Origin of the sequence: Streptomyces sp. DI166 (assembly GCF_900091315.1) — a bacterium.
Taxonomy (GTDB): Bacteria; Actinomycetota; Actinomycetes; order Streptomycetales; family Streptomycetaceae; genus Streptomyces; species Streptomyces fuscus.
Genome location: NZ_FLSP01000019.1, coordinates 67,637 through 86,530, shown reverse-complemented (window position 1 = coordinate 86,530; position 18,894 = coordinate 67,637). Strand labels below are relative to the sequence as shown.

Sequence of the window (18,894 nt, the reverse complement as noted above, 5' to 3'; positions counted from 1 at the left end):
ACAACCGCCGGGTGGTGACCCGAGGAGCCACCCTTGGCTGCTGAGCTGCACGTCGCGCTGGTCGCGGCCGACCGAGAGGTCTGGTCCGGTCAGGCCACCCTGGTCGTCGCGCGCACCACGTCCGGCGACATCGGCGTCATGCCCGGTCACCAGCCGCTGCTCGGTGTGCTGGAGTCGGGCCCGGTGACCATCCGTACGAGTGAAGGTGGGACGGTCGTCGCCGCGGTGCACGGCGGTTTCATCTCGTTCGCGGACAACAAGCTGTCGCTGCTGGCCGAGATCGCCGAGCTGTCGGACGAGATCGATATCCAGCGTGCGGAGCGGGCGCTGGAGCGCGCGAAGTCGGAGGCCGACGCCTCCGCCGAGCGTCGCGCCGATGTCCGGCTGCGTGCCGCGGCGGCCCGCTGACTCAGCGCGGTCGCGTCACGCGATGATGTCACTCAGCCGCGGCTGGGACCGGAGTGATCCGGTGCCGGCCGCGGCTGAGGCAGATATGGATGTTTTTCCGTTCCGTTACCTGATTCGAAGGTACAGAGGAGACGAGGAGGTCGGTGTCGATGGTCCTCGCTCTGACTGTGAGCGGAATCGTCGTAGCCCTCGTGGTGCTGGGACTGTTCGTCTTCGGGCTGCGCCGCAGACTCATCCAGCGTTCCGGCGGCACCTTCGACTGTTCGCTGCGCTGGAACACCCCGGAGAAGCCGGACACCAGCGGCAAGGGCTGGTCCTACGGTGTCGCCCGCTACAACGGCGACCGCATCGAGTGGTACCGGGTCTTCTCCTACGCCTATCGCCCGCGCCGCATTCTGGAGCGCGCCGCGATCGAGGTGGCCGGGCGCCGGCTTCCGGAGGGCGAGGAGGAGCTGGCGCTGCTCTCCGACCATGTGGTGCTGACCTGCCTGCACCGGGGCACGCGGCTTGAGCTCGCGATGAGCGAAGACGCGCTGACCGGTTTCCTCGCGTGGCTTGAGGCGGCCCCGCCCGGACAGCGGGTGAACGTGGCGTAGCCGCGCTCACCCTCCCCCTGCACGAAGGCCGGGGGAGGGCGAACGCGGCTCAGGCGTCCTTGGTGTTCTACTTCAGCCCGTTGCTGATGGCGCTCACCAGCTCACCATTGCTGGTGTCGCCGCTGAACTCCCAGAAGAAGGCACCGCCCAGGCCCTGGTTCTTGGCCCAGCTCATCTTTCCGGCGATGGTCGCCGGGGTGTCGTACGACCACCAGTTGTTGCCGCAGTAGGCGTACGCGGTGCCCGCGATGGTGCCGGTGGCGGGGCAGCTGTTCTTGAGGATCTTGTAGTCCTCGATGCCCGCCTCGTAGGTGCCGGGGGCGGCACCCGTGGCCGAGCCGCCGGGGGCGGCCTGGGTCACGCCGGTCCAGCCGCGGCCGTAGAAGCCGATGCCGAGCAGCAGCTTGCCGGCGGGCACGCCCTTGGCCTTGAGCTTGGCGATCGCGGCGGCGGAGTTGAAGCCCTCCTGCGGGATGCCGTTGTACGAGGTCAGCGGCGAGTGCGGGGCGGTGGGACCGGTCTTGTTGAACGAGCCGAAGTAGTCGTACGTCATCACGTTGTACCAGTCGAGGTACTGCGAGGCGCCGCCGTAGTCGGCCGCGTCGATCTTGCCGCCGTTGGAGCCGTCGGCCGTGATCGCGGCGGTGACCAGGTAGTCCTTGCCGAACTCGGCACGCAGCGCCTGGGCGAGGTTCTTGAACGCCGCCGGGCCGCTGGTGTCACAGGTCAGACCGCAGGCGTTCGGGTACTCCCAGTCGATGTCGATGCCGTCGAAGACATCGGCCCAGCGCGGGTCCTCCACGACGGCCTTGCAGGACTTGGCGAACGCGGCCGCGTTCTGCGCCGCCTGGCCGAAGCCGCCGGAGTAGGTCCAGCCGCCGAAGGAGTAGAGCACCTTGATGTGCGGGTACTTGGCCTTCAGCTGACGCAGCTGGTTGAAGTTGCCGCGCAGCGGCTGGTCCCAGGTGTCGGCCTGGCCGCTGACGGACTGGTCGGCCGTGTAGGCCTTGTCGTAGGCGGCGTAGGTGTCGTCGACGGTGCACTGACCGTTCTTGACGTTGCCGAACGCGTAGTTGATGTGGGTGATCTTGGACGCGGAGCCCGAGGTCACCAGGTTCTTGACGTGGTAGTTGCGGCCGTAGACGCCCCACTCGGTGAAGTAGCCGAGGTTGACCTTGTCGCCCGGGTCCGGGTCGCCGTCGTCGTCTCCGCCGGTGGTGCGCACCGCGACGGCGCCGCTGACCGGTCCGGTCTGGTCGGCGGTGTCCCGGGCCTGCACGGCGTAGGAGTAGTCCGTGCCGGCGGTCAGGCCGCTGTCGGTGTAGCTGGTGCCGGTGACGGTGGCCACCTTGGCGCCGTCGCGCAGGACGTCGTAGTTCTTGATGCCGTTGTCGTCGGTGGCCGCGCTCCAGGTGAGCTTCACCGAGGTGTCGGTGATGTTGGAGGCGGTCGGGGTGCCCGGCGCGGACGGTGCCTCGTCGCCTGGGACCGTGCCGCCGTCACAACTGCCGCCGTTGAGCTTGCAGTTGGACGGGGAGCCGGAGCCGCTGCCGTTGAAGCCGAAGGAGACGGAGGCGCCCGGGGCGAGCGTGCCGTTCCAGGACTTGTTCTTGGCGGTCCAGTGGTTGCCGGAGGAGCTGAAGTCGGCGTCCCAGCCGGAGGTGACGGAGGTGCCGGAGGGGAAGTCCCACTCCACCTTCCAGGAGGTGATGGTGGTCGTGCCGGTGTTCTTCACCGTCCACTTGCCCTCGAAACCGGAGCCCCAGTCCTGCGTCTTGGCGTAGGTAGCGGTGGCTTCGGTGGCCGCCTGGGCGGGGCTGGCGAGACCCACCATGCCGGCGAAGGGGAGCAACAGGGTCGCGAACCCTGCCGCGGCTCTGTGTCTGAAGCGCATGCTGCGCCTCCCTGTCTGGGTAAGAGGGTGAGAGGGCGTGCTGAGCCTCCACGCCCACGGTGCCGCGAGAATAGAAAGGTCTGGACCACAGGTCAATAGGTCCAGACCAGTCCGTGACAGTGGGTGCTAAAGACCCAACTCCTGCGCCAGCACCGCCGCTTGCACCCGGCTGCGCAGCTCCAGCTTCCCCAGCAGCCTGCTGACGTGTGTCTTCACCGTCGCCTCCGCCATGTCGAGCCGTAGCGCGATGTCCGCGTTGGACATCCCCTCGCCCAGACAGGCCAGTACCTCGCGCTCACGCCGGGTGAGCGCCTCCAGCACCCGGGGATCGGCCTTCGGCTCCCGCGCGGACCCGGCGGCGAACTCGGCGATCAGACGCCGGGTGACCGCCGGGGCGATCAGCCCCTCGCCGCGCGCCACCGTCCGTACCGCGTCCAGGAGTTGGCGGGCCTCGGTGTTCTTCAGCAGGAACCCCGACGCGCCCGCCCTGAGCGCCCCGAACACGTACTCGTCGAGGTCGAAGGTGGTCAGCACCAGGACGTCCGCGAGCCGCTCCGCCACCACCTGCCGCGTCGCCGACACCCCGTCAAGCCGTGGCATCTGCACGTCCATCAGCACCAGGTCGGGCCGCAGCTCCCGGGCCAGCGCCACCGCCTGCTCGCCGTCCGCCGCCTCGCCGACCACCTCGATGTCGGGCGCGCTGCGCAGGATGAGGACCAGCCCGGCGCGGACGGCGGACTGGTCCTCGGCGACGAGGACGCGGATCATTCGTTCTCTCCCTGGGAGTTGTCGGTGACGGGAAGCGTGGCGCGTACCGCCCACACCTTGCCCTGCGGGCCGCTCTCGGGCGCCGCCTCGAAGCTGCCGCCCAGCAGCGCCGCCCGCTCCCGCATCCCCACCAGACCGGCTCCGGAGCCGGGGGCGCGAGGGCCGTCGCGGTCGCCGTAGGGGCTGGTCACGCGGATGTCGAGGACACCGTCGCGCTGGGCCAGGCCGACCGTGACCCGGCCCGGGGCCGCGTGCTTGAGGGCGTTGGTGAGGGACTCCTGGACGATGCGGTAGGCGGCCAGTTCGACCGGGGCGGGCAGTTTGCCGTGCTCGGCGCACAGGCCGACGTCGAGGCCGTTGGTGCGGGCGCCCTCCACGAGGGCGGCGAGCCCGTCCAGCGTGGGCGCCGCCGCCGGTTCCAGATCGCCGCTGCTGTCGCGCAGGATGCCGATCAGCCGGCGCATCTCGGCGAGCCCCTGGACGCTGTTCTCCCGGATGACCTCCATCGCGTCGCGGGAGGTCTGCTCGTCGTCGAGGGAGAGCGCGGCGGTGGAGTGGATGGCGATGGCGGAGAGATGGTTGGCGACCATGTCGTGCAGTTCCCGGGCCATCCGGGCGCGTTCGGCGGAGACCGCCTGCGCGCGGTCCATCTCGGCGAGCAGCGCGGTCTGCTCGGCGTGCAGCCGGGCCGCCTCGGCGGCGTCGCGGTGGTTGCGCACGATCCAGCCGGTGGCCGCGGGCGTGAACGTCACGAGACCGACGACCATACCGATCAGCAGCGCCTCCGGAACCTGCCAGACCGCGATCGGCACCACCGTGCCGAGCACCGTCAGCAGACCGGTGATCCAGGGCACCCGGCGGGCCGTGGCGGGCGGGCCGTACAGCACGGCCGCGTAGATGAGGTCGGTGAACATCACGACCGTCACCAGGTTGCCCTGGGTGAGGACGTCCCCGGCGATCGCGACGGAGCCGACGGCCAGACCGAGCCGGGGGCGGGTGCGGCGCAGCAGCTCGCACGCGGCCATCACGAACAGCGGCACCAGGACCGGCCAGCGGCCGTCCCAGAGCACGACCGGGTCGTCGGAGGCGCGGTTGCCGAGCCCGACGCCCCAGATGAGCAGTCCGCCGAGCAGGCCCGCCAGCGCGATCCGCGCGTCGTCGCGGTGCGGGCGGGGGAGCGGTACGGCCATGACTCCATCCAACACGGCACCCGGTCCCGGTGCCTGATGCCCGGGAAGGGTCCCGCGCTGCATCTTTCGATGTACCCCGGGTTCATCGGCGACGACGACGAAACCGGCTCTTCGTGCCGGGAGCCTGGAAGGGTGACCGAGAGGAGCGAGCCGTGATCGTCGCGCTGATCATCATCTGTGAGGTCGGCTTCTGGGTACTGCTGGCCACCGGACTGGCCTTCCGCTACCTGCTGCGGATGCCCCGCACCGGGATGGCCCTGCTGCTGTGCGAGCCGCTGCTGGAGGTCGTGCTGCTCGTCGCCACCGCGGTCGACCTGAGGAACGGCGCCGACCCGAGCTGGAAGCACGGCCTTGCCGCCCTCTACATCGGCTACACCGTCGGCCACGGCCACCGCACCGTGAAGTGGCTCGACGGCCACGCCGCCCACCGCCTCGGCGGCGCCCCGCCGCCGGTCGGCCCGCCCCGCTACGGCATGGCCCGCGCCCGCCACGAGGGAAAGGTCTGGCTCGGCACGGTCACCGCCGCCGCGACCGCGAGCGTCCTGCTGCTGATCGCCATGCGGTACGTCGACGATCCGAGCCGCACCGAGTCCCTGGAGAGCTGGATGTACGTCGCCTGGCGGGCGGCCGGCGTCCACGGCCTGATCGCGCTGACCTACGCGATCTGGCCGAAGAAGGCGCCGGCCGGGACCTCAGCGCTCCCCGCCCGGGACCCAGAGCACGTCCCCGACCGCCTTGTTGGCCGTACGGGCAAGGATGAACAGCAGGTCCGATAGCCGGTTGAGGTAGGTCGCGGTGAGCGGGTTCATGGTCTCCCCGTGCACCTCCAGCGCGGCCCACGTCGAGCGCTCGGCCCGGCGCACCACCGTGCACGCCTGGTGCAGCAGGGCCGCGCCCGGTGTGCCGCCCGGCAGGATGAAGGACCGCAGCTTCTCCAGTTCCTCGTTGAAGCGGTCGCAGTCCGCCTCCAGCTTGTCGATGTAGAACTGCTCGACCCGCAGCGGCGGGTACTCCGGGTTCTCCACGACCGGCGTGCACAGGTCGGCGCCCACGTCGAACAGGTCGTTCTGGACGCGGGTGAGGACCGCGACGACCTCCTCGTCCAGACCGCCGAGCGCGATCGCCGTACCGATCACGGCGTTCGCCTCGTTGGCGTCCGCGTAGGCGGAGATCCGCAGATCGGTCTTGGCGACCCGGCTCATGTCGCCGAGGGCCGTGGTGCCCTTGTCGCCGGTCCTGGTGTAGATACGCGTCAGATTGACCATGGGGTCAGCGTAGTAACCACCCCTCAACTACGCCGTCCGGGGCGTCCTGTGAGCCGCCCCGGTGTGATGTCCGTCAGATGAGACGTGACTCGCGTTACTAACCGATCACACAGCGCCTCACTGCCGCTAGGGTCCGGCCGAGAGGCCCCCTTTCGCTCGTATGCGCTCGCGCGGGGCCGACACCGTAAACAGCGTGTATTGGGGAGTCGCACAGTGGCACGGAAGCTTGCCGTCATCGGCGCCGGCTTGATGGGTTCCGGGATCGCCCAGGTCTCCGCACAGGCGGGCTGGGACGTCGTTCTGCGCGACGTCACCGACGAGGCCCTCAAGCGGGGCACCGACGGCATCAAGTCCTCGTACGACAGGTTCGTCAGCAAGGGCAAGCTGGAGGCGAAGGACGCCGAGGCCGCCCTGGCCCGGATCACCGCCACCACCGACCTGGACGCCGCCGCCGACGCCGACATCGTCGTCGAGGCCGTCTTCGAGAAGCTGGAGGTCAAGCACGAGATCTTCCGGACGCTCGACAGGATCGTACGCCCGGAGACCGTCCTCGCCTCCAACACCTCCGCCATCCCGATCACCAAGATCGCGGCGGCCACCGAGCACCCCGAGCGCGTGGTCGGCGTGCACTTCTTCTCGCCGGTGCCGATGATGCAGCTCGTCGAGCTGGTCCGCGGCTACAAGACCAGCGACGAAACCCTCGCCACCGCGCGCGGGTTCGCCGAGTCGGTCGGCAAGACCTGCATCGTCGTCAACCGCGACGTGGCCGGCTTCGTCACCACCCGGCTGATCTCGGCGCTCGTCGTCGAGGCCACCAAGCTCTACGAGTCGGGCGTCGCCACCGCCGAGGACATCGACCTCGCCTGCAAGCTGGGCTTCGGTCACGCCATGGGCCCGCTGGCCACGGCGGACCTCACCGGCGTCGACATCCTGCTGCACGCCACCAGCAACATCTACACCGAGTCGCAGGACGAGAAGTTCGCTCCGCCGGAGCTGATGCGCCGGATGGTTGACGCCGGTGACATCGGCCGCAAGAGCGGGCAGGGCTTTTACACGTACTGAGCCCCGAAAACCGCACACACCCCAGGAGCATCACTCGCTGGGGTGAATTCGGTATCGGTTCGCTTACAGACGGCAACCTCTGACTGCTTTGGGCCGTCAGAGGTTGCATCACCGGAACACACATCGCGGAGCACACAACGCACGCCTAGGGGAGCGCTATGCACATCAGGGGCGACCACGCCGAGCTGGTCGTCGGGGGCCGCCTCGACGTCCGCAGCGCGGCGGACGCCCGTACGGTCCTGCACTCGGCCGTCGACGACGGAGTCGGCGATCTCGTGCTGGACCTGTCCGAGCTGGAGTTCTGGGACGCCACCGGACTCGGGGTGATCATGGGGGCGCACCGGCGGGCCGGCCGAGCGGGCAGGCGCCTGGTGCTGCGCGCGGTGCCGCCGCAGATGCAGCGCCTGCTGGTGGCCACCCGGCTGCACCGGATCCTCGCCATCGAGGGCGGAATCGGCGTGGAGTCGCTGCCGCGCGTGTGACCCCTCGGAGCGGGTGGGACGAGGGACCGGACGTTCCGGTTGCGAAGGGCATCACGCAGGCAATCCTCATGAACCTGTGATGTCTCGGACGGCGCGGTACCCCGGCCTGTCGTAGATACTGTGCGAAGGTTTAGGGTTCGGTCGCCCGCTGCGTGACAACCCTTCGAGCGGGCCCGGACCAGAAGCGACAGCGCGGTGTGCACAACGGCCGGGAGGGGCTTCGGCACACGACGCTTTTGGGGGGCTTGAACCTATGGACCCGAACAACCGGGGACCCGAGGAGTACGGCCAGGAGGACGGTGCGACAGCGCCGCGCCCGCGCCCGCCCAGGGACCCCCTCACACCCGACTTCGGACAGCACGCGCCCGCACTGGCCCGTACCGTGCAGCTCGTTTCCGGCGACTTCCTGCTCACCGTCAACCCGGTGGACGGCAGCGAGATCGAGCCCTGCCCGCCCGGCGAGCGCCCGACCCGTCCCGCGAAGCTCAGCCCGGCCGCCCGTGCCGAGGCCGACCGCGCGGCCCGCCCGCAGACCCCGCCGGGACCGCCCCAGCCGGAGCTGCTCCTGCTGGCCCGCCAGGACGAGCGCGAAGAGCTCGTGCGCTTCCTCGCGCGCGGCCGCTCGGTCCGCCTGACCGGCCCCGCCGGATCGGGCCGCACCAGCCTCCTCGACGTGGTCGCCGAGGACTGCTCGGACCTCGCCCCCGACGGCGTGGTCCGCCTCAACGGCTACCGCCGCACGGTCGACGACCTGCTGCACGACCTGCTCTACGCCGTCTACGACGCGCCCCTGCACCGCCCGGAACGGGACGAACTGCTCGCCTGCGTCCGCGAGATCGGCGCGGTCGTCGTCCTCGACGACGCCGAGATCGGCGGCGCCGCCCTCGACGAACTGCTCGACGCCACCCCCGAGTGCGCCTTCCTGATCGCGGCCACGCCCGACGTGCCCGCGCCGACCGCCGAGTCCGGGGTCGAGGAGGTCCTCCTCGGCGGCCTGGACCGCGCCGCGGGCCTGGACCTGCTGGAGCGGGCCGTCGGCCGGGCGCTGACCGAGGACGAGGCCAACTGGGCCGGCGACCTCTGGTTCGAGTCCGAGGGGCTGCCGCTGCGGTTCGTCCAGGCGGGCGCCCTGCTGCGCCAGCGCGACCAGCTGCGGGCCGGGGTCGGCGCCGTCGACGAGTACGGCGTCTTCGAGGACTCCCTGCCGGTCGACCCCGACGAGCCCTTCGACGTCGACGACAGCGTGGAGATCCCGCTGCCCGCCCTCGGCGAGGCCGCCGCGCCCGCCCCGCTGCTCGCCTCCCGGCTCAGCACCTCCGCCCGCGCCACCCTGCGCATCGCGGTCGCGCTCGGCGGCGAGGTGCCGGACCAGGCCCACCTGCCCGCCCTCGTCGACGACACCCACGCCGACGCGGCCCTGGGCGAACTGGTCGCCTGCGGACTGGTCTCGCCGGTCGGCGCCACCTACCGGCTCGCCGCGGGTGTGCGCACCCAGCTGGTGGCCGCCGGATTTGCCGAGGGCGCCGACGAGCACGCGCTGGCCGCGGCCAAGCACTACGCCTGGTGGGCCGCGCACCCCTCGGTCACCCCGGAGCGGGTGTGCGCGCAGGCGGACGCCCTGCTCGCCGCCCTCACCGCGCTGGTGCCGGACACCACCCCGCCCGCCGAGGACGAGGAGAGCCCCGCCGTTCTGCTCGCCCGGACCGCGGCGCCCGCCTTCGCGGCCGGACTGCACTGGAGCGCCTGGGAGCGCGCGCTGCGCTCCGGTGCCGAGGCCGCCCGGCTCGCCGGGGACGTCGGGGAACAGGCCTACTTCCACCACGAGTTGGGCGTACTCGCGCTCTGCGGCGGCCAGTACGACCGGGCCCGCGCCGAGCTGGAGTCCTCCATCGGGCTGCGCGGCGCCCTCGCCGACAAGCGGGGCACCGTGGCGGGCCGCCGCGCCCTGGCGCTGGTCGCCGACCGCACCGGGGACACCCCGGGCGTCGGCATCCCGGCCGGGAGCGGCGCCACGGCGGCGGAGGAGGTACCGGACGCCCGGCACGAGGAGTCGCAGTCGCCGCCCGGCGGCGTCCCGGCGTTCCCGCCGCTCCGGCCCGCCCCGAGCGACCCGGACCTCGTCAGCATCCACCGCACCTCGGCCATGGGCGCCCCGTCCAAGGCCGGTGGCGGCCTGAAGGGGCTCGCCAAGCGCAACCTCGTCGCCGCGGGCGCGGGCGCGCTCCTGGCGGCGGTGCTGGGCACCGTGGTGACGCTCGGCGCCACCTCGGACGGCGAGGCGGGCGCGCCCTCCGACCAGGTGGGCGTCAACCCCTCGGCCAGCCAGGGCATCGGGGACGACAGCCTCGGCGCGGACAAGGCGGACGAGGGCGAGGACAAGGGCGACACCGGTACGGCGACCAGCCGTCCGACCGACCCCGGTCCCGACGGCACGCTCGGCACCTCCGACGACCCGACGCCCACCGAGACGACGGGCCCGTCGAGCAGGCCGAGCGACAGCGAACGCCCGGACGGCGACCCGTCGGACGACCCGACGAAGCCGCCGACCAAGACGGCCAGGCCGCCGTCCTCCACGAAGCCGCCGACGACGCCGACGACGCCCACCGAGTCGCCGGAGCCGTCGACGAGCACGTCCTCGACCGGCACCGGGTCCCCGGCGCCGACGGACTCCGAGACGGGGTCCCCGGACACCTCGGACACGGCGAGCGGGCCGGCGGAGATCAGCACCACGGCCGGCGCGCCGGACAGCCCGAGCACGTCGGCCGACGTGATCTGAGGCCGCGTAGGCAGTAGACGTGATCTGAGGCCGCGTAGGCAGTAAAGGGGCCGGGTCCGTCAAGGACCCGGCCCTCGCGTCGTGTGAGGCGTGGTCAGAACAGCCGCAGCTTGTCGTCCTCGATGCCGCGCAGCGCGTCGTAGTCCAGCACCTGGCAGCCGATCCCGCGGTCCGTGGCGAGCACGCGGGCCTGGGGCTTGATCTCCTGGGCCGCGAAGATGCCGCGGACCGGGGCCAGATGGGGGTCGCGGTTGAGGAGTTCCAGATACCGCGTCAGCTGTTCCACGCCGTCGATCTCACCGCGGCGCTTGATCTCCACGGCGACGGTCTGTCCCTCGGCGTCGCGGCAGAGGATGTCGACGGGCCCGATGGCCGTCATGTACTCGCGCCGGATCAGGGTGTAGCCCTCGCCGAGGGTTTCGATGCGGTCGGCGAGCAGCTCCTGAAGGTGTGCTTCCACGCCGTCCTTGATCAGGCCCGGGTCGACGCCGAGTTCGTGCGTAGAGTCGTGGAGGACCTCCTCCATCGTGATGATGAGCTTCTCGCCCGCTTTGTTGACGACGGTCCAGACGCCTTCCTCGTCGCCGGTGCCCTCCTTCAGAGTGCACGGCGGGGACATCCAGTTCAGGGGCTTGTAGGCCCGGTCGTCCGCGTGGATGGACACACTGCCGTCCGCCTTCACCAGGATGAGACGGGGTGCGGACGGGAGATGGGCGGTGAGCCGGCCCGCGTAGTCGACGGAGCATCGGGCAATGACGAGACGCATGGTCGGCAACGCTACTCGACGGGCGCCCGTGCACGCGATTCGCCCGCCGGTCCCCTCGTCCACCGCCCGCAACGGCGTCCTGCCGGGCACCCCTTTTGAACTGGAAGAGCCCTGTTCACAGGTGGCCGATTGTGTTCCTACGGGGACTTGTCCATGTGCGCATTCTTCTGGTGCCGCCCCGAGCCGTTGCCTACCGTAGTAAACGGGAGGTCGCGAGGCGTGCACGCAGAGTGTTCGAGGCGTGAACTCCCGTCCCTGTCCGGCAACCCCTGTTGTTCGGGGGTGCGAGAGGAGAACTCATGTCGCTCGACGTCTCACCGGCCCTATTGGAACAGGCCGAGCGAGGCGAGGTCGACGAAGCCGCCTTCGTCGACTGCGTCCGGACCTCCCTGCCCTACGCATGGGAGATGGTCAGCTCCCTGGTGGCTCAGCTGAAGGTCGACGGCGGAGAGTTCGCCGACAACCAGACGCCCCCGCCGGACGAGCAGGCGCGTGGTCAGCTGCTGCGTGCGCTTGCGAGTGACGCGATACGCGGTGCGCTGCAACGGCACTTCGGTGTGCGGCTGGCCTTCCAGAACTGCCACCGGGTGGCGGTGTTCCCGTTGGACTCCTCGGTCGACGAGACGCTCGCCCGTTTCACCTCGGTGCGCAGCCAACTGTTGAACCAGTCGCCGGAGCTGCGGGACTGCTGATCCGGTGAGCCGCTTGCTTGCCGCTCCGTACGCGGGAGGTGCATGGAGTACCGGGGCGGCAAGCGTCCGGTCGGGCAGGTGCGTTCAGCCGAGGTGCGGGAGCACCTCGGCACCCAGCCGCCGTACGTTCTCCTCGGTGGCCGCGAGATCGCCCGAGCCCTCGACGAGCAGGGCGAAGCGGGAGATGCCGGTCCGTTCGCTGGTCGCCGCCAGCCGGTCCGCGCACAGCCGCGGGGTGCCCACCGGGTGCAGCCCGCAGAGCAGTTCGGTGTACGCCAGGGGGTCCCGCATCACCCGATGGCGGCCGTCCACCGTCATATGGGCCTCCAGGCCCTGCTTCAGAAAGCCCGGCATCGCCTTCAGCAGGGTCTCCGCCGCGTCGGTGCGCCGGTCGGCGATCTGGCAGACGCCGGCGGAGACATGGCCCGCGGCGCGGATCTCCTCCGGGGACCGGCCCGAGGCGCGCGCCTGCTCCCGCCACAGGGCGACCATCTCCGCCTTCTCCTCGTCGCCCACATGCATGCCGAGCAGCATCGGCAGGCCCCGCTCGGCGGCGAGCCGGACGCTTTTGGGCGAGGTGCAGGCGACGACGACCTCGGGTCCGGGGCCGCCCGAGAGGGCCTCGCTGGGGCGCGGGACGACCGGGACCTCACGGAAGCGGTAGCGTTCGCCGTCGGCTCCGACGGAGGGTTCGCGCAGCCAGCGCACCAGCAGATCGAGTGATTCCGGGAACCCCTTCTCGTAGGCCGCGAGCCCCGCGCCGAAGACCTCCAGGTCCACCCAGGGGCCGCCGCGGCCGACGCCCAGGGAGAAGCGGCCGCCGCTCGTCAGATGCAGCAGCGCGGCCTGTTCGCCGACGGCGACGGGGTGGGCCGTGGGCAGTACGGTGACGGCGGTGCCGATCCTGATCCGCCGGGTGCGGCCCAGCAACAGGGCGGCCAGGGTGAGGGCGGACGGGCAGGTGCCGTACGGGACGAAGTGATGCTCGGCCAGCCAGACCGAGTCCAGACCCGCCTCCTCCGCGACCTCGGCCGAGCGGACCGCGCGGTGCAGCGCCTCCCCCTCGCCCTGTCCCGGGAACTGGGCCGCCAACACGAAACTTCCAACGCGCATTGCTCTTTTCCTGCTTCCTTGGCTCCGACGCGGAGCTCCCCCGACCGGCATAACCGTCTGACACGTGCCGAGGACACGGCTTGACGGAGGGATTTGCGGATTGTCTGCAGAATGAGCTTCGGCGGCGGGGGACTTGTGGGGATTGGTGGCCTACGCCTACCCCTGCCCGCGCCGCGTAGGCTGGACGCGGCCCGTGCTTCCTGTATAGCCCCGTGAGGTGTCCTGTGTCCCCGCGTCGCAACCGTCCCAAGGCCGGCGGTGCGTCGGCCGCGTCCGGCCGGAGTGCCGAGGACGACCGTCGCGGCCGCTACGGCGGCTGGCAGTCCTCGGAGGAGTGGCAGGGCGAGGCCTGGAACGTCCGGCACGTGGCGGGCGCCAGCGCCCAGGGCAAGTCCTACCGCTGCCCCGGCTGCGACCAGCTGATCCCCGACGGCGTCCCGCACGTGGTCGCCTGGCCCGACCACGCCGGCGTCGACGACCGCCGCCACTGGCACAAGTCCTGCTGGAACGCGAAGGACCGCCGCACCACAAAGGTGCAGCGGTCCAGGAACGCGCCGAGGTTCTAGTCATCGCCGTCCCCAACGCCCGGGTGTCACACCGAACGGGCACGGCCCGCGCCCGCGCGTGCTCCCGGCGGCGCGCCGTCCCCGCCGGGCGGTCGGTGGCCGCGAGGGGCCCCGCGGGATCACCCCGCCCCGGGCCGGTCGCGGACCACCGTGCTCACGGCCGGTCCGGTCGCCGCGGCGGGCGCAGCCCTACACGTCCCGCTTCTCCAGCAGGGCGTACGCGCCGGCGAAGGCGGCCGCGGTGACGACGAGCATGATCCACAGGGGGTCCCAGCCGGAGGGGCCGGTGTCGGTGAGGGACTGGGAGTAGAAGGCGCTCAGCTGGTTCGGGATGGAGTACTCGAACAGGGCCTGGCGCAGGTCCTCCAGCGACTCCGAGAACATGAACAGCGCGATCACCAGCGGCGCCAGCAGCACGCCGATCATGATGGTGATGGCGCCCGCGGAGTGCCGGATGATCGAGCCGACGAGCAGCGACAACAGGCCGAGCAGCGCGATGAACAGCGAGACGCCGACCGTGCCCTTCAGCCACTCCTCGCCGGACGGCTCCCGCGCGGCGCTCAGGATGGAGACGTCCGCGAGCGCGACGACGAACGCCGAGACCAGGGTGACGGTGAAGGCGACCGCGAAGAACACGATCCCCTTGGCCAGCAGCACCCGCCCACGGGACGGGCAGGCCGTCATGGTGGTGCGGATCATGCCGGTGCCGTACTCGGAGGCCGTGGTCAGCACGCCGAGCGTCATGATGCACATGATGCCGAGCAGCAGCCCGAAGAACCCGAAGGAGAGCGGGTTCTCGCCCGCCAGGTCGCTGTCCGGGGCGTTGGCCGCGACCAGCGCCGCGGTGGCCAGGCCGATGCCGACGACCAGCACGATGAACACGCCGAGCGTCCACATCGTGGAGCGCACCGAGCGGATCTTCGTCCACTCCGAGGCGAGCGCGTGCCCGAGGTGGGTGCGCTTGACCGGGATCGGCGAGGTGTAGACGGGGTACGGAGCGCCGGGCGCCGCCTGCCAGTTCGGTGCGGCGGTCTGCGGCATCGGGGGCTGCGGGGTGCTCATCGGGCGTCCTCGGACTTGGTCGTGTCGACGGCGGGGGCAGGGGCGGCGGGCGCCGCGGGCGCGGGCTGCGCGTACGGGTTCGGGGTCTCGCCCTGGGCGGCCGGGGGCGCGGTGGGCGCCGCCGGGGCGGCATAGGGGCCCTGCGGGGCCTGCGGCGGCTGCGCGGGCTGGCCGGGCTGTCCCTGGGGCATCGTGAACGGCTGACCGCCCTGCTGGGGCGGCGGCGGGGCGTACCAGCCCGGCTGGCCCTGCCCGGGCACCGGCATCGGCGGCTCGGCGCCGGGCGGCAGCGGCTGCTGGAGGCCGGCCTTCTGGTCGATCGTGGAGCGGTAGTCGACGGCGCCCTGCGTCATCCGCATGTACGCCTCCTCCAGCGACGCCTGGTGCGGCGACAGCTCCCACAGCCGTACGTCCGACTCGTGCGCGATGTCGCTGATGCGGGGCAGCTCAAGCCCTGTCACCCGCAGCGCCCCGTCCTGCTCGGGCAGCACATGGCCGCCCGCCTCGGTCAGCGCGGTGGACAGCTTCTCGCGCAGCTGCGGCTCGGTGTCGGGGGTGCGCACCCGGGCGAAGCCCGCGGAGTTCGCCGCGATGAAGTCCTGCACGCTCATGTCGGCGAGGAGCTGTCCGCGCCCGATCACGATGAGGTGGTCGGCGGTCAGCGCCATCTCGCTCATCAGGTGCGAGGAGACGAAGACCGTACGGCCCTCGGCGGCCAGCGCCTTCATCAGGTTGCGCACCCAGAGGATGCCCTCGGGGTCGAGACCGTTGACCGGCTCGTCGAAGAGCAGCACCTGGGGGTCGCCGAGCAGCGCCGCGGCGATTCCGAGCCGCTGGCCCATACCGAGGGAGAAGCCCTTGGAGCGCTTGCGTGCCACGTCCTGCAGGCCCACCACGCCGAGCACCTCGTCGACCCGGCGCGCCGGGATGCCGGAGAGCTGGGCCAGGCTCAGCAGATGGGTGCGGGCGGTCCGGCCGCCGTGCACCGCCTTGGCGTCCAGCAGCGCGCCGACCTGCCGGGGGGCGTTGGGCAGCTTGCGGTACGGGTAGCCGCCGATCGTCACCTGCCCCGACGTGGGGTTGTCCAGGCCGAGGATCATCCGCATCGTCGTCGACTTGCCCGAGCCGTTGGGGCCCAGGAAGCCGGTGACGGCACCGGGCCGCACCTGGAAGGAAAGGTTGTACACAGCGGTCTTGTCGCCGTAGCGCTTGGTCAGGCCGACTGCCTCGATCATGCTCCGCACCCATCGAAAGGTTCAGGACAGCGGGGCACACGCCCCCGTAAGGGTTAGGAGGATATCCGGGCGCTGACGGTTTCCTTCATGAGCGGGCAAAATCCGCGGCGCTCACGCGTCCCGCTTCTTCAGCAGGACGAAACCGCCCACCAGGGCGGCAATCACCCACAGCACCATGATCCCGAGCCCGCCCCAGGGGCCGTAGGGGGTGTCGTTGTCCACCGGGGTGACCACCTGCATGATCTTGCTGCCGGCCTGGTCGGGCAGATAGCGGCCGACCTTCTTGGTGGCGGGGACGTTGCCGAGGATGGGGGGAGACCAGGAAGAGGAACGGCATCAGGATGCCCAGCGACAGCATCGGCGAGCGCAGCATCGCGGCGACGCCCATGGAGAGCAGCGCGATCAGCGCCATGTAGAGCCCGCCGCCGATGACCGCCCTGAGCACTCCCTCGTCACCGAGGTGTGCCTTGTACTCGCCGAGCATCGCCTGCCCCAGGAAGAAGGCGATGAAGCTGGTGACGAGGCCGACCAGCAGGGCGAGTCCGGTCGCCACCGCGATCTTGCCGCCCAGGAAGGTGGCGCGCTGCGGCACCGCGGCCAGCGAGGTGCGGATCATGCCGGTGCTGTACTCGTTCGACACCACCAGCACCCCGAACACGATCATCGCCAGCTGCCCCAGGCTCATCCCGGCGAAGCTGATGAAGGTCGGGTCGAAGGAGAGCCGGTCGTCGCGGTCGAGGTTGTCGTACTCGTGCCTGGACAGCAGCGAGATCAGCACGCCGAGGGCCACGGTGACCACCACGGCGAGCGACAGCGTCCACACCGTCGACGCCACCGACCGGATCTTGGTCCACTCCGAGCGCAGGACCTGGGTCGTCGCCATCGCTCAGCCCTCCTTCCGCCAGCTCTGTCCCCACCCCTGCGGCGGCTGTTCGGGCGGTGCCTCGGAATGCGCGTGGTACTCCACCGACTCCGCCGTCAGCTGCATGAACGCCTCCTCCAGGGACGCCTGCTGCGGGCTCAGCTCGTGCAGGACGACCTCGTGCCGCGCGGCCAGCTCCCCGATCCGCTCCGACTTCCCGCCGTCCACCTCCAGCGTTCCGCTCCCGTTGTGCACGACCGTCATCCCGTTCTGCCGCAGCACCTCGGCCAGCCGGTCCTCCTGCGGGGTGCGGATACGGACGTAGGAGCGCGAGTTCTGCGCGATGAAGTCGGCCATGGAGGTGTCGGCGAGCAGCCGTCCCTGGCCGATGACGACGAGATGGTCGGCGGTCAGCGCCATCTCGCTCATCAGGTGCGAGGAGACGAAGACCGTACGGCCCTGCGCGGCCAGCGATTTCATCAGATTGCGGATCCAGTGGATGCCCTCCGGGTCGAGCCCGTTGACCGGCTCGTCGAACATCAGGATCTGCGGATCGCCCAGCAGCGCCCCCGCGATACCGAGCCGCTGACCCATGCCGAGGGAGAAACCCTTGGCCTTCTTCCGGGCCACCGCCGTCAGGCCCACCGTGTCCAGCACCTCGTGCACCCGCGCCCGCGGGATGCCGTTGCTCTGCGCGAGGCACAGCAGATGGTTGAAGGCGCTGCGCCCGCCGTGCACGGCCTTCGCGTCCAGCAGCGCCCCGATGTACTTCAGCGGGTCCCGCAACTGGTCGTAGTGCCTGCCGTCGATACGGACGTCACCGGCCGTCGGACGGTCCAGACCGAGCATCATGCGCATCGTGGTGGACTTGCCCGCGCCGTTGGGGCCGAGGAACCCGGTGACAATTCCGGGCCGGACGGTGAAGGTGAGGTTGTTGACCGCCACCTTGTCGCCGTACCGCTTGGTCAGCCCCGCGAGTTCGATCATGCGCACACGCTAAAACGGGACAAAGCCCCCTGCCACCGGAGTGACAGGGGGCTTCGTCCCGTTAGCGACAGTGGTGGGCGACCGTGCGCCGGACCGCTGTTACCGGGTCTGCTGCGCGGGAACCCCACGGGAGATCGGCTCGTCCTCGGCCGGGGTGCCGGCCGCGGCCACCGCGGCACCGGTGAGGGTCGCCAGCATCTCGCGCACGTTCGTCAGCTGGGCGTTGATCGAGTCGCGGCGGTTGGTCAGCGCGGCCAGCTCACGCTCGGATTCCGAACGGATGCGGTCGGCCTTGGCGTTGGCGTCGGCCACGATGTCCTCGGCCTGGCGCTGGGCGGTCTCGACCGTCTGGCGGGCGCGGCGCTCGGCGTCCGTGCGCAGCTTCTCCGCCTCCAGGCGGAGCTGCTCGGCGCGGTGCTCGATCTCCGCGAGACGCTTCTCGGCCTTCTGCTGACGCGAGGCCAGGTCGCGCTCGGACTGCTCGCGGCGCTTGGCGAGGTTGGTCTCGAAGTCGGCGGCGGCCTGGGCGGCCTTGGCGCGGGTCTCCTCGAAGAGGGCGTCCGCCTCCTCGCGCTTGGACTGCGCGTCCTTCTGCGCCTCGGCGCGCAGCTGGGCGGCGTCGCTCTTGGCCTTCTCGACGATCCGGACGCCCTCGTCCTCGGCCTTGGCCTTGCGTTCCGCCGCGAACGATTCCGCGTCGTTGCGGACCTGCTGGGCCGCCGACTCCGCCAGCTCGCGGTGCTGCTCCGCGGCGCGCCGGGCCTCTTCGCGCAGATCCTTGGCCTCTTCCTCGGCGAGACGCAGGATCTTCTCGACGCGGGCGCCGAGCCCGGCGTACGACGGTTCGGCGTCGGTCACCTGGGCCTGGGCGTTCTGCGTTTCGAGGTGGAGTTCCTCGATGCGCTTTTCCAGAGCGGTGATGCGGGCGAGAGCGCTGTCACGGTCGGAGACGAGCTTGGAGATTCGTTCGTCCACCTGAGCGCGGTCGTATCCACGCCGCACAAGCTCGAAGCCGTAGGGGGAAGTGTCGCTCATGGGGTTCCTGTCGAATGAGACCGGTGAGGTGATAGGTGGAATCCTAGGGGCCGAAGCGGTGTGTCATCGAGCGGATACGTGTTTGATCTGGAGAATGACACCCCTTTTGAGTGGCTAACCGTCGGACGGCTTGCC

18 protein-coding genes and 1 pseudogene are annotated in these 18,894 nt (G+C 71.0%); 8 read left to right on the top strand and 11 right to left on the bottom strand.

The window, feature by feature from the left end; all coding sequences use genetic code 11:
- Positions 1 to 33: 33 nt before the first annotated feature.
- Both GA0115233_RS12405 and GA0115233_RS12400 read left to right on the top strand, forming a co-directional pair.
- On the top strand, positions 34 to 408 hold the full coding sequence (locus GA0115233_RS12405) for a F0F1 ATP synthase subunit epsilon (RefSeq protein WP_093720242.1): 375 nt from the start codon (positions 34 to 36) through the stop codon (positions 406 to 408).
- A gap of 149 nt (positions 409 to 557) precedes the next feature.
- Positions 558 to 1,004 carry a DUF2550 domain-containing protein gene (locus GA0115233_RS12400; protein WP_093720241.1) on the top strand — a complete coding sequence of 149 codons (447 nt, stop codon included), beginning with the start codon at positions 558 to 560 and terminating at the stop codon, positions 1,002 to 1,004.
- Positions 1,005 to 1,071: 67 nt separating this feature from the next.
- On the opposite strand, the gene GA0115233_RS12395 is transcribed toward GA0115233_RS12400, so the two are convergent.
- From GA0115233_RS12395 to GA0115233_RS12385, 3 genes are all read right to left on the bottom strand, one after another.
- A complete protein-coding gene (locus GA0115233_RS12395) occupies positions 1,072 to 2,898 on the bottom strand; it encodes a glycoside hydrolase family 18 chitinase (protein WP_093720240.1) in 1,827 nt (608 codons plus the stop codon).
- A gap of 126 nt (positions 2,899 to 3,024) precedes the next feature.
- Entirely contained in the window at positions 3,025 to 3,666 is a 642-nt protein-coding gene (locus GA0115233_RS12390) for a response regulator (protein ID WP_093720239.1), read from the bottom strand.
- On the bottom strand, positions 3,663 to 4,856 hold the full coding sequence (locus GA0115233_RS12385) for a sensor histidine kinase (protein WP_093720238.1): 1,194 nt from the start codon (positions 4,854 to 4,856) through the stop codon (positions 3,663 to 3,665). Before GA0115233_RS12385 ends, GA0115233_RS12390 begins: the two co-directional genes overlap by 4 nt.
- Positions 4,857 to 5,008: 152 nt before the next feature.
- On the opposite strand from GA0115233_RS12385, the gene GA0115233_RS12380 reads away from it, so the two are divergent.
- The gene (locus tag GA0115233_RS12380) at positions 5,009 to 5,632 is read left to right on the top strand and encodes a hypothetical protein (RefSeq protein WP_093720237.1); all 624 of its coding nucleotides are present in this window, start codon (positions 5,009 to 5,011) and stop codon (positions 5,630 to 5,632) included.
- Here the strand turns inward: GA0115233_RS12380 and GA0115233_RS12375 are convergent.
- Positions 5,549 to 6,121 (bottom strand): cob(I)yrinic acid a,c-diamide adenosyltransferase, encoded by a 573-nt coding sequence (locus GA0115233_RS12375; protein ID WP_093720236.1) that lies wholly within the window; start codon positions 6,119 to 6,121, stop codon positions 5,549 to 5,551. The two genes, GA0115233_RS12380 and GA0115233_RS12375, sit on opposite strands and share 84 nt — an antisense overlap.
- 213 nt (positions 6,122 to 6,334) lie before the next feature.
- Between GA0115233_RS12375 and GA0115233_RS12370 the strand changes: the two genes are divergently transcribed.
- The 3 genes from GA0115233_RS12370 (at position 6,335) to GA0115233_RS12360 (ending at position 10,441) form a co-directional block, all read left to right on the top strand.
- Positions 6,335 to 7,183, top strand: a complete 849-nt coding sequence (locus tag GA0115233_RS12370; protein WP_093720235.1) for a 3-hydroxyacyl-CoA dehydrogenase family protein — start codon at positions 6,335 to 6,337, stop codon at positions 7,181 to 7,183.
- 158 nt (positions 7,184 to 7,341) lie between these two features.
- Positions 7,342 to 7,665: an STAS domain-containing protein gene (locus tag GA0115233_RS12365; RefSeq protein WP_093720234.1), complete on the top strand. Its 324-nt coding sequence runs from the start codon at positions 7,342 to 7,344 to the stop codon at positions 7,663 to 7,665.
- A gap of 253 nt (positions 7,666 to 7,918) precedes the next feature.
- The gene (locus GA0115233_RS12360) at positions 7,919 to 10,441 is read left to right on the top strand and encodes an AAA family ATPase (protein WP_093720233.1); all 2,523 of its coding nucleotides are present in this window, start codon (positions 7,919 to 7,921) and stop codon (positions 10,439 to 10,441) included.
- A gap of 94 nt (positions 10,442 to 10,535) precedes the next feature.
- Here the strand turns inward: GA0115233_RS12360 and nucS are convergent, their stop codons facing one another.
- Complete coding sequence (gene nucS / locus GA0115233_RS12355; protein WP_093720232.1) at positions 10,536 to 11,207, bottom strand: endonuclease NucS; 672 nt, start codon at positions 11,205 to 11,207, stop codon at positions 10,536 to 10,538.
- A 299-nt stretch (positions 11,208 to 11,506) separates the two neighbouring features.
- On the opposite strand from nucS, the gene GA0115233_RS12350 reads away from it, so the two are divergent.
- Positions 11,507 to 11,899 carry an SCO5389 family protein gene (locus GA0115233_RS12350; protein WP_093720231.1) on the top strand — a complete coding sequence of 131 codons (393 nt, stop codon included), beginning with the start codon at positions 11,507 to 11,509 and terminating at the stop codon, positions 11,897 to 11,899.
- A gap of 84 nt (positions 11,900 to 11,983) precedes the next feature.
- Here the strand turns inward: GA0115233_RS12350 and GA0115233_RS12345 are convergent, their stop codons facing one another.
- On the bottom strand, positions 11,984 to 13,012 hold the full coding sequence (locus GA0115233_RS12345; protein WP_093720230.1) for an LLM class flavin-dependent oxidoreductase: 1,029 nt from the start codon (positions 13,010 to 13,012) through the stop codon (positions 11,984 to 11,986).
- Positions 13,013 to 13,236: 224 nt separating this feature from the next.
- Here GA0115233_RS12345 and GA0115233_RS12340 point away from each other — a divergent pair, with 224 nt between their 5' ends.
- Entirely contained in the window at positions 13,237 to 13,578 is a 342-nt protein-coding gene (locus GA0115233_RS12340; protein ID WP_093720229.1) for an ATP/GTP-binding protein, read from the top strand.
- A gap of 189 nt (positions 13,579 to 13,767) precedes the next feature.
- Here GA0115233_RS12340 and GA0115233_RS12335 read toward each other — a convergent pair whose 3' ends face one another.
- The 5 genes and pseudogenes from GA0115233_RS12335 to GA0115233_RS12315 form a co-directional block, all read right to left on the bottom strand.
- A complete protein-coding gene (locus GA0115233_RS12335) occupies positions 13,768 to 14,640 on the bottom strand; it encodes an ABC transporter permease subunit (protein ID WP_093720228.1) in 873 nt (290 codons plus the stop codon).
- Positions 14,637 to 15,875, bottom strand: a complete 1,239-nt coding sequence (locus GA0115233_RS12330) for an ABC transporter ATP-binding protein (RefSeq protein ID WP_093720227.1) — start codon at positions 15,873 to 15,875, stop codon at positions 14,637 to 14,639. Before GA0115233_RS12330 ends, GA0115233_RS12335 begins: the two co-directional genes overlap by 4 nt.
- A 111-nt stretch (positions 15,876 to 15,986) precedes the next feature.
- Positions 15,987 to 16,758, bottom strand: a pseudogene (locus GA0115233_RS12325) (ABC transporter permease).
- A gap of 3 nt (positions 16,759 to 16,761) precedes the next feature.
- Positions 16,762 to 17,724 (bottom strand): ABC transporter ATP-binding protein, encoded by a 963-nt coding sequence (locus GA0115233_RS12320; protein WP_093720226.1) that lies wholly within the window; start codon positions 17,722 to 17,724, stop codon positions 16,762 to 16,764.
- A 99-nt stretch (positions 17,725 to 17,823) separates the two neighbouring features.
- Positions 17,824 to 18,759, bottom strand: a complete 936-nt coding sequence (locus tag GA0115233_RS12315) for a cellulose-binding protein (protein WP_093720225.1) — start codon at positions 18,757 to 18,759, stop codon at positions 17,824 to 17,826.
- Between the last annotated feature and the right edge of the window lie 135 nt (positions 18,760 to 18,894).

What these genes read in the sequence shown, in the direction of transcription:
- GA0115233_RS12400 (WP_093720241.1), top strand. Translation starts at nt 558, where the DNA reads ATGGTCCTCGCTCTGACTGTGAGCGGAATCGTCGTAGCCCTCGTGGTG.
- GA0115233_RS12395 (WP_093720240.1), bottom strand. Translation starts at nt 2,898, where the DNA reads ATGCGCTTCAGACACAGAGCCGCGGCAGGGTTCGCGACCCTGTTGCTC.
- GA0115233_RS12390 (WP_093720239.1), bottom strand. Translation starts at nt 3,666, where the DNA reads ATGATCCGCGTCCTCGTCGCCGAGGACCAGTCCGCCGTCCGCGCCGGG.
- GA0115233_RS12385 (WP_093720238.1), bottom strand. Translation starts at nt 4,856, where the DNA reads ATGGCCGTACCGCTCCCCCGCCCGCACCGCGACGACGCGCGGATCGCG.
- GA0115233_RS12375 (WP_093720236.1), bottom strand. Translation starts at nt 6,121, where the DNA reads ATGGTCAATCTGACGCGTATCTACACCAGGACCGGCGACAAGGGCACC.
- GA0115233_RS12365 (WP_093720234.1), top strand. Translation starts at nt 7,342, where the DNA reads ATGCACATCAGGGGCGACCACGCCGAGCTGGTCGTCGGGGGCCGCCTC.
- GA0115233_RS12360 (WP_093720233.1), top strand. Translation starts at nt 7,919, where the DNA reads ATGGACCCGAACAACCGGGGACCCGAGGAGTACGGCCAGGAGGACGGT.
- nucS (WP_093720232.1), bottom strand. Translation starts at nt 11,207, where the DNA reads ATGCGTCTCGTCATTGCCCGATGCTCCGTCGACTACGCGGGCCGGCTC.
- GA0115233_RS12350 (WP_093720231.1), top strand. Translation starts at nt 11,507, where the DNA reads ATGTCGCTCGACGTCTCACCGGCCCTATTGGAACAGGCCGAGCGAGGC.
- GA0115233_RS12345 (WP_093720230.1), bottom strand. Translation starts at nt 13,012, where the DNA reads ATGCGCGTTGGAAGTTTCGTGTTGGCGGCCCAGTTCCCGGGACAGGGC.
- GA0115233_RS12335 (WP_093720228.1), bottom strand. Translation starts at nt 14,640, where the DNA reads ATGAGCACCCCGCAGCCCCCGATGCCGCAGACCGCCGCACCGAACTGG.
- GA0115233_RS12330 (WP_093720227.1), bottom strand. Translation starts at nt 15,875, where the DNA reads ATGATCGAGGCAGTCGGCCTGACCAAGCGCTACGGCGACAAGACCGCT.
- GA0115233_RS12320 (WP_093720226.1), bottom strand. Translation starts at nt 17,724, where the DNA reads ATGATCGAACTCGCGGGGCTGACCAAGCGGTACGGCGACAAGGTGGCG.
- GA0115233_RS12315 (WP_093720225.1), bottom strand. Translation starts at nt 18,759, where the DNA reads ATGAGCGACACTTCCCCCTACGGCTTCGAGCTTGTGCGGCGTGGATAC.